The 5122-nt window shown below is 30.9% G+C and carries 8 protein-coding genes; all 8 read left to right on the forward strand.

The window, feature by feature from the left end; translation table 11 throughout:
- Nucleotides 1-148 precede the first annotated feature (148 nt).
- The 8 genes from G5V56_RS15585 to G5V56_RS15620 all read left to right on the forward strand — a co-directional run bounded on the left by G5V56_RS15585 (nucleotide 149) and on the right by G5V56_RS15620 (nucleotide 5032).
- A complete protein-coding gene (locus G5V56_RS15585) occupies nucleotides 149-346 on the forward strand; it encodes a hypothetical protein (protein WP_166966793.1) in 198 nt (65 codons plus the stop codon).
- Between the two features lie 3 nt (nucleotides 347-349).
- On the forward strand, nucleotides 350-709 hold the full coding sequence (locus G5V56_RS15590) for a hypothetical protein (RefSeq protein ID WP_166966795.1): 360 nt from the start codon (nucleotides 350-352) through the stop codon (nucleotides 707-709).
- Nucleotides 710-868: 159 nt separating this feature from the next.
- Nucleotides 869-1684 (forward strand): hypothetical protein, encoded by an 816-nt coding sequence (locus G5V56_RS15595; RefSeq protein ID WP_166966797.1) that lies wholly within the window; start codon nucleotides 869-871, stop codon nucleotides 1682-1684.
- Between the two features lie 169 nt (nucleotides 1685-1853).
- Nucleotides 1854-2195, forward strand: coding sequence for a hypothetical protein (locus tag G5V56_RS15600; protein WP_166966799.1), 342 nt, complete (start codon nucleotides 1854-1856; stop codon nucleotides 2193-2195).
- A 158-nt stretch (nucleotides 2196-2353) separates the two neighbouring features.
- On the forward strand, nucleotides 2354-3079 hold the full coding sequence (locus tag G5V56_RS15605) for a hypothetical protein (RefSeq protein WP_166966800.1): 726 nt from the start codon (nucleotides 2354-2356) through the stop codon (nucleotides 3077-3079).
- Nucleotides 3080-3240: 161 nt separating this feature from the next.
- Nucleotides 3241-3867, forward strand: coding sequence for a hypothetical protein (locus G5V56_RS15610; protein ID WP_166966802.1), 627 nt, complete (start codon nucleotides 3241-3243; stop codon nucleotides 3865-3867).
- Between the two features lie 126 nt (nucleotides 3868-3993).
- A complete protein-coding gene (locus G5V56_RS15615) occupies nucleotides 3994-4344 on the forward strand; it encodes a hypothetical protein (protein WP_166966804.1) in 351 nt (116 codons plus the stop codon).
- A gap of 169 nt (nucleotides 4345-4513) precedes the next feature.
- Nucleotides 4514-5032: a hypothetical protein gene (locus G5V56_RS15620; protein ID WP_166966806.1), complete on the forward strand. Its 519-nt coding sequence runs from the start codon at nucleotides 4514-4516 to the stop codon at nucleotides 5030-5032.
- The last annotated feature ends 90 nt before the right edge of the window (nucleotides 5033-5122 follow it).

Below are 5122 nucleotides of genomic sequence, written 5' to 3' on the forward strand. Positions count from 1 at the left end.
CCGACTGAATATCGAGCTCATTATTATCAAAATTAATTATAAATTTGTCTAACCTTTTGGGTTCACTCTATTTTCTATTCGGTTTTTATTTGCTAAATTACGTGCTAAACCACGCAACGTATCATATACAAAATCGTTGTAAACAATTATGGAAAACGTACTAAAATTTATACTTGGAGCTTTATTAATTGTTCTTGGAATTATTTGGTACAACTACGAACGGAAAAAATTCGTTAACCAAAGAAAGAATGAGGATTATATACGAATGTCATTCACTACGGAGTTTATTTTGGGTGCTTTTATTTTATTTGCTTGTGGTATAAAACTGATTTATGATTCAATTTAGAGAATGAAAATATTGATTAAATATGGACTTTTGACTTTGGCGATAATTACTATAATCGGATTTGCTCTAAAAGGAAATATTATCCACGAACAATTTGACTCGGAAAAATGGAAAAATTGGACGGAATCAGAAACGGAATTATCATTGCGCTGGGATATGATGAATAGTTTGCGTAAAAATCACGAACTGAAAGGAAAAACAAAATCTGAAATAATTGAATTACTTGGAAATCCCGAAAATCAATCAAATGAAAGTTTCAGATATTATCTCGGAATGGCAAAACACGGAATTGACACGGGAAGTTTAATAATTCAGTTTAATAAAAATAACACCGTTTTGAATTATTATGTTTGGCACGGATAAAAATAACTGTTTACAACACCGGCTATAGTTCATTGCTTCTGACTTTCCTTTCGGAAAGTCCTCGCAAATTTGCTATCTTCGGTTTACGGCGGAAAATCCTAGCGGATTTTCACGCAACGAAACCATAGCCAAACACGTTGTGTGTAATTAAACAAGACAATGAATTTATTCAAAACCTATCCTAATTTAAGCAGACTGCTTCTCTTTGTGGTTCTAATTCTCATTGCTCTATTTTTACCAGATTTCTTGCCATTTCCAAATGGAACTGAAGAAGTTTTTCCGTTCGTTGGACTTATATTAGTCGTATTGGCTAATTGGATTTTATATAAAACCGAAAATAAGAATCTTGATGAATTAGGTTTCAATTTAAAAGGACTGAATTTAAAATATCTGCCAATTGGACTTGCATTGGGCATTATAGCCGCACTACTTGGATACTATTTAAAAAGTTTTCTTACTGGTGACAAAATAATTTTTAATCAAGGCATTAATTACCTGGATATATTAAAACATCTTTATTGGATTTTACCAACGGCTGCAGTACAGGAATTCATCTGTAGGAGTTATGGTTACAAAAAACTGATTTCAATCTACAACTTAAGAATAGCAAACCTAGTTGCTGTCATAGTTTTTGTGTCAATGCATAATATATTCAATATTGGAATATTTGGAGCAATATTCTATTCAATTTCAATAATTATTGGACACTTTGTATTTGCCAATGCGCTCATAAGATCTATAACTATTCTATTTGCCATTGGTATTCATTGGGGAAGCAATATTGCTAACAACCAATTATTTACCGAAGAAAAATTATCAACATCAATTCTATTTCTGGAAAAAGCAGCTCAAGAGGAGGCAACTGGGTTTAATCCGCTCGGAATTTTGCTATACATCATCACCATGAATCTAGGCTTTATCCTACTATGGATATTTCTTAATAAATGGAGAAAACGAAAGAAAAATCAAAAATAAAAAAACTACACACAACAACGGCTATAATTCATTGCTTCTGACTTTCCTATCGGAAAGTCCTCGCAAATTTGCTATCTTCGGTTTACGGCGGAAAATCCTCACGGATTTTCACGCAACGAAACCATAGCCAATCACGTTGGCTACAATATCAAAACAAAACACAATCGAAATGAAAAAAATATTACATAAAATTTTCCTTATACTAATCGGAATTGTTTTAATCGGAAAAATATCGAATTGGTTTTTGAATTATAGTGATGAAACGAATCAAATTCTGAACGCTGGAATGTTCACTCTAATCGGAATTGCATACCTGGTTGGAGGTTTTGTTTGGAATAAAAAACTGATTAATATAATTTTTCTGGTTTGCGGAATTTATTTAATTGCAATGAATTTTATTGGTGATTTCGGATTGAAATCAATAATCGGAATTGTATGTATTTTAACACCAATGTTGATTGCACGATTTTCAACTGATGAAACTGATGAAAAAGAATTGGCCGAAAATTAAAAATACTGTAGCCAACAATGTATAACCGCAATTACGGCGGATTCGACTACGTCCGAATCCACTCGGAATTGCTAACGTCTGTACTTAATCGAAAAACAGTAACTTAAAACCCGTAACTGACGGTTATACGAGACCGTTAGCAAACATATGACCTACAAATGAAAATTCTCAAAACATTCATATTTCTGATTTTAATCATAAGTTGTTCAGACAAAAAAACAGAACACGAGATATCGGAATTTGATAAAATTTTAGGCAAAGAGAATGTTGCTACATTAGACTTTTTAGTTTCTGATTTTGAGAATAACTTTCTAAAAATTCAATATCCAAATTTGGACACAGAAGATGCCTACCGTCAGTTTTTAACCGAATTGCGTGATGAAAAAACTGGAAACTGGAAAAGAATATCTAAAAAAGCAAAGGATAAATTTAAATCGAGCGATTTACGATTGGAAATGTATGAATTTCCAGATTCGGTTTGGATTATAGAAAATAGTGCTCTTGATAAAATTGAGTCTGATTCAATAGACTTTATAAGAATTCCTGTTCCATATGTAAAATCAAGGTTTAAATATACCAATCCTAATGGAGCAACCGAATATACTTTTTCAAGAGGGAGCTCTGTAGATGTTAGACCTAATTCAAATTTTGATTCTATTATAAGTCAAGAATTAGAAACAGCCAGAATAAATTTCGTTGGTAAATATTTGCAAGCAATAGAATCGATAAAAAACAAGAGCGATTTTCATAAAGAATTCTATGATACAAAGAAAGATTTTGGATATTTATTTCCTAAATCGACAGCAAGAGTTATGCTGAATTATGATATTGATTTGAACGATGAACTGAATAGAAAAATAATTGTTCTTGAATTAGTATATTGAAAAATACGTTTGCTAACACCGTATATAAAAAATTGCTATTTTTAGCTTAACCAATGTGAGTTGCTTTGTTTGCTAGCTTCTGATTTTCCTTCGGAAAATCCTCGCTTACAAACACGCAACTTTCCATATACAAAACCGTTAGCACCAATATTGACTCAACCTTGAACAAAAAAACATTATTCAGAATATTATTGTCTACTGGAGCCATTTTATGGATTTTATCTTGGATTGGTGATACCAATGGAAAGTTACCTGAATCAACTTACGGAATGATTTTATCAGTTATTTTAACTGGAATTGGAATTTATTTTTGGTTGAAATTTTACAAGGAAATAAGAGGGCATTACCCAAAATTTTATAAAAAATATCAAGAACTAATTAGGTCAATGAAAAAGAATCCATTTAATGGAATTTTCTTTATGGTAAAACATTTGCTCAAGTTCTACACTTTTATTCTTGTCTTTTCTATGATTTTAGTTTTTATTGGATATTTGACAATTGGACAATCTGAACCTATAAAAGTGACTCAAAACTATTGTGAAAACAATATTGACATCAATAAAATAACTGGAAAAATTAAACATTATGGAATTCTACGAAATATTAGTTCGAAATGGAGTTCTGAATCTGGAAGTTCAGAGTTGTCATTAATTTTTGTTTCTGAAAATGGAATTTTCAATGTTTTTTCAAAATTGGAAAAGAAAAATGGAGTATGGAAAGTAAAAAAATTAGAAATAAGAAATAAAAATACTGGTGCTAACACCGTGTATAAAAAATTGCTAAATTAGTGCTTAAACAAAGGTAGTTGTGTATTTGCTTGCTTCTGATTTTCCTTCGGAAAATCCTCGCACACAAACACGCAACTTTCCATACACAATCACGTTGTAAACAATACCCAAAAAACTGAACGAAAAATGAAATACGCTGAATTTAATATTGAAAATAACAAAATAGAGTTTATGAATTCTCTATTCGGAATTGAAAGTGTTTTATTGAACGGACAAACTGTTTCAAAAAAATTCTCTTTCTCTGGATTTAAACACAAACTGAATCTGGATTCTGAAAATTTTATCCTGAAATCTAAATACAAACAATTTGATAAAAGAGAAATTGAGTTGGAATTAATGAAGAACGGAGAGTTAATAGAAAAACAAATTGTTCAAGCGGACAAAAAACAAAGAATTTATTGGATGGCGATTGGAATTTTTGTTGGATTATTTGGATTTAAACTTGGACAACTTCTCATTCAAATTATTAGTGGATAAAAACGAATAAAGTACTGTTTACAACAATGTATAACCGCAATTACGGCGGATTCGACTACGTCCGAATCCACTCGGAATTACTAAAGTCTGTGCCAAACCGAAAATTAACGCTAATTAACTCGTAACTGCGGTTATACGAACCGTTAGGCAACATTTAAAAAAAAACGATATGTCAATGACCCAAGTGGCTTTTTTAAAGAAAGCTGATTTACCAACCAAAGCGGAAATAGAAAATATTATTAACGGACTTGGTTATGACTTTAAAATCCTAGATGATTTTGAAAATTTTTATGGAATTGACGGAATTGAATGTAGTATAAACGGAGAAAAAACATTCTTTGAAGTCTATTTTAATAATCCAACTGAAATAACAAATGAATCTGATTTTATAAAAAAGGATTTGACTGACCAAGATACTGCTGTTTCATTTATTTGGGGAGCTGATTTTGCTGCTGGTGCTTCAATCGGACTTATTTCAGTTGCGCTAATTGACAAAAGCAAAGCACTAATTTACTATTTGGATGATGAAATAGCTTATTCCAAAGAAATGTTATTAGCAGATACACCTGAATTTTTAAAAGAATTGGAAAAGCAAAAAAAATACTCGGAACAGAATAAAAACAGAGAACCGAAAGTTTACCCAAAGAAAAAAGGTCTTTTAGACAGAATTAAAGATATATTTAAATAAAAAACGTTGCCTAACAAAGAACTGAGTTAAAAAACAAGTCTTTTTAGACTAATTTTGAAACAAAGTTTTCATCGTATGGTCTTCCTGATT

This window comes from Yeosuana marina, assembly GCF_011762485.1.
GTDB lineage: Bacteria > Bacteroidota > Bacteroidia > Flavobacteriales > Flavobacteriaceae > Yeosuana > Yeosuana marina.